The sequence below is a fragment of the Phormidium pseudopriestleyi FRX01 genome (genome assembly GCF_017313335.1).
Taxonomy (GTDB): Bacteria; Cyanobacteriota; Cyanobacteriia; order Cyanobacteriales; family Laspinemataceae; genus Laspinema; species Laspinema pseudopriestleyi.
The window spans coordinates 1-3562 of sequence record NZ_JAFLQW010000657.1 but is presented as its reverse complement, the minus strand read 5'-3'; the positions used below and the strand labels follow the sequence as shown (position 1 = coordinate 3562).

The window sequence follows — 3562 nt, the reverse complement described above, 5'->3', positions numbered from 1 at the left end:
AATGACCAATAACAAAGGACAAATGACAAATAGTTGGTTATCGATACCGAAGCGGTTTTTTCGGCGGGAACTGTTACCGTTTTTGGGGGATTTACGGTTGGCGATCGCCCTCTTATTAGCCATCGCTGTTTTTAGTATCTCCGGGACAGTGATTGAGCAGGGTCAATCTCCGGCATTCTATCAATCCAACTATCCCGAATCTCCGGCTCTTTTTGGCTTCTTAACTTGGAAGGTAATCCAAGTTGTGGGGTTGGATCATGTTTATCGCACCTGGTGGTTTTTAGCTTTATTGGTGTTGTTTGGTTCGAGTTTAACCGCTTGCACGTTTACTCATCAATTCCCCGCTTTAACAGCAGCACGGCGGTGGAAATTTTATAAGACTCCTCGGCAATTTGAAAAGCTGGCGCTGAGTGCACAAGTGGATGAGGCAAATCTCAATCAGTTAGAAGAGTTATTACAAAAACGGCGTTATTTAGTATTTCGGGAAGGAAATACGTTGTATGCTCGAAAAGGGTTAATGGGGAAAATTGGCCCGATTCTGGTTCATGCCAGTATGTTGATTATTCTGGCGGGTTCAATTTTGGGTGCAATGACGGGTTTTATGGCTCAGGAAATTATTCCGAGTGGGGAAACCTTTAAGGTTCAAAATATTATTGAGGCGGGTCCGTTTTCGATGTCCCAAGTTCCCAAAGATTGGGCGGTTCATGTGAATCGATTCTGGATTGATTACAAGCCGGATGGGACGATTGACCAGTTTTATTCGGATTTGTCGGTGATTGATAGGGAGGGTCAGGAACGCGATCGCCAGACAATTCATGTGAACAAACCCCTGCGGTATCGCGGGGTGACGATGTATCAAACCGATTGGGGTGTGGCGGCGGTTCAGGTTCAGTTGAATAATAGTCCAATTTTTCAACTGCCGATGGCGCTGTTAAATACAGGAAATGGTGCGCGGTTATGGGGGACTTGGATTCCCACTAAGCCGGATTTGAGTGAAGGGGTTTCGCTGTTGGCAAAGGATTTACAGGGAACGCTTTTACTCTATGATATAGAGGGAAAATTGATGACGAGTCTGCGTCCCGGGATGGAAACTGTGGTGAATGGGGTAACGCTGAAGATTAAGAAGGTGATTGGCAGTACGGGGTTACAAATTAAAGCTGACCCGGGTATTCCGATGGTTTATTTAGGGTTTGGATTGTTAATGTTGGGGGTGATGATGAGTTATGTTTCTCATTCCCAGGTTTGGGCTTTAGAACAGGATGAGGACTTGTATGTGGGAGGAAAAACGAATCGCGCTCAAGTGACGTTTGAGCGAGAAGTGATTGAGATTTTGGATAGTTTAGAAGAAAAACCGAGTACCGATGGGGTGGCGATCGCCACGGGTTCTTTGGCGGGTCAAAATTAATTGACAGCGAGTCTAACTGAATTAGACAATTCGTCCAAGGACCAGGAGTGGGAGCATCTTGCTCCCTCCTGTTGCGATAAGGGAGCAAGATGCTCCCACTCCCTAATGAATCTTGAGAGGTGGGAATAAACCAACCGGCTAAAAGGGGTTTAAGTCTGAGGTTTACTATGGCGAACTTCAATGACAGTATGGACATTTCCCCGAGGAAGAAAGTCGCCTTTGATGGTGGCTTCTAAGGGGTCGCAGGCGGCTACAAAGTCATCGAGAATTTGATTGATGGATTCTTCATGGGAAATGTAGCGATCGCGGTAACTGTTGACATAGAGTTTAATCGCTTTGAGTTCCACCACCCGTTCATTGGGAACGTAGGTAATATAAATGGTGGCAAAATCGGGATAGCCGGAAAAGGGACATTTACAGGTAAATTCGGGTAAGGTGATGTGAATGTCATAGCGTCTACCGACTCGGGGATTGGGAAAGGTAATTAACTGTCCTTCTTCTATTTCCCGTTCCCCATACTTGATCGGCAAGGTGTCATCGGCAGGGGTGGCGGTGGGCGATACATCGGACTGCATGGAAGATTTACTCATTTTGACTGAATAGGGACTGAATATCTCGTGATTAATTCTATGGTGACAGAATTTGCTCCGATTTGGATAGTCTTGGGGTCCTAGACCTTGAATGAAGGGACTCTAGGATTTAAGATGGAAAACAAAGATTGATTCAGGGTCTGGCCGATCGCCCTCTAATCTGGAGTCTATGCTGTCATGCCTTGGATTGCCAACTGCCTCAATCGTAGAGATTTGTAGCAAATCCTTGACGAAGCCAGGTAATCGTTGTTGTAATCTGAGGCAGAGTTCTATCATCAAAAGACTCAGAACCGTTGCGATCGCCGAACGTCCTCCTATTACCCGAGTAAGCCCTTATGCGAAATGCTACTGCCTCCGGCAATCTGCCGACAACCCCGACAACTCCTTCTAATCAACCCTATTCTCCCTCGGTTCCTATCTCTGTGTATCGAGAAGTCGTCGCTGAGTTACAAACGGCACAGGAACGGTTGGATTCCCTGACGACTCAAAATCATCAGTTAAGTCAACAAAATCGACAACTGCGCCAGGAAATTGAAACGGTGGTTCAATCTGCGGTGCATTTACAGCAGGTGGTGGATGCGTGGGAACCCCAGAGTCTCCCAGTGAACCGCAGTGGCGATCGCACCCAACGGGGGGAATCGCCATATTCCGCTACACCCCATCCGGAAAGTGGTCATCCTCAGCTAAGTGGGATTCCCGGTTCTGCGGTGGGTTCTCCCTTCGCCATGACGGATATGGGTGCAACTCCGGGTAATGTTGAACCGTTATTTACTGAACAGCCGGAAACTCGTCCCCGTCGCACTACCCGTCCGGTTAAGCGATCGGACCTTGGGGGATTTGGGTTGATTATTATGATCCTCCTGATCGTGGTGAGTGCGTTTGGTGCCGGTTATTGGATTGTGCGTCCTTTATTAATGCAGAAGCGTTAACCGCAGTTCGTCCGTTGTTGGGTCTGCCTAATGCACCTCTGTACTCCTGAGTCAGGCGATCGCGATTTTCCTGACTCAGATTCTGTTTATTTTTTCACCTTAACTGCAAAACCCCATCCCAGACTTACTCGGTACGAAACCTGGTGTCCCTTCTCTTCATTCCCCCAGGTTAACCGATGGATAAAAGCAGAGGAATTATATCATTGATAATGCTCTGCGGGGTTAGGGGTAATCCCCCCTATTTTAACTCATAATTCTGGCGATCGCAGAGCCGTTTCATCCATTTGTAAGGCTTTCTTAACCTAATCTGACGGGTCTCTTTAATAATTCTTAATTCTCCCCAAACCGTTGACAAATTACCCTAAATTTAGTAATCTAAGTAACAGAAAATTGAACCCACTTGGTAACGGTAAAATGAGACCTAAATATGCATGACGACCCTCGAATCCGGTTCATCGCAGATCTTCCCCCGCAAAAACACAGTCAGGGAAAGCCCCCGCCATCCGGAACCGGGTAGATTGGTCATGCCTGGGATAGAGTAATGGGAAATAAGTAATATCTCATCTCAACCCTCACTTAGAGATTGCCAAATTATCCAGGATTTATCCATCAGAGATAGAAATCAGGTTGAATGGCTT

3 protein-coding genes are annotated in these 3562 nt (G+C 46.7%); 2 read left to right on the top strand and 1 reads right to left on the bottom strand.

Going from position 1 to position 3562, the window contains the following annotated elements:
• Position 1: 1 nt before the first annotated feature.
• Positions 2-1405, top strand: coding sequence for a cytochrome c biogenesis protein (locus tag J0895_RS24670; protein ID WP_207090628.1), 1404 nt, complete (start codon positions 2-4; stop codon positions 1403-1405).
• Between the two features lie 149 nt (positions 1406-1554).
• On the opposite strand, the gene queF is transcribed toward J0895_RS24670, so the two are convergent.
• A complete protein-coding gene (queF, locus tag J0895_RS24665; RefSeq protein ID WP_207090629.1) occupies positions 1555-1980 on the bottom strand; it encodes a preQ(1) synthase in 426 nt (141 codons plus the stop codon).
• Between the two features lie 350 nt (positions 1981-2330).
• Here queF and J0895_RS24660 point away from each other — a divergent pair, with 350 nt between their 5' ends.
• Positions 2331-2924 carry a bZIP transcription factor gene (locus J0895_RS24660; RefSeq protein WP_207090627.1) on the top strand — a complete coding sequence of 198 codons (594 nt, stop codon included), beginning with the start codon at positions 2331-2333 and terminating at the stop codon, positions 2922-2924.
• The last annotated feature ends 638 nt before the right edge of the window (positions 2925-3562 follow it).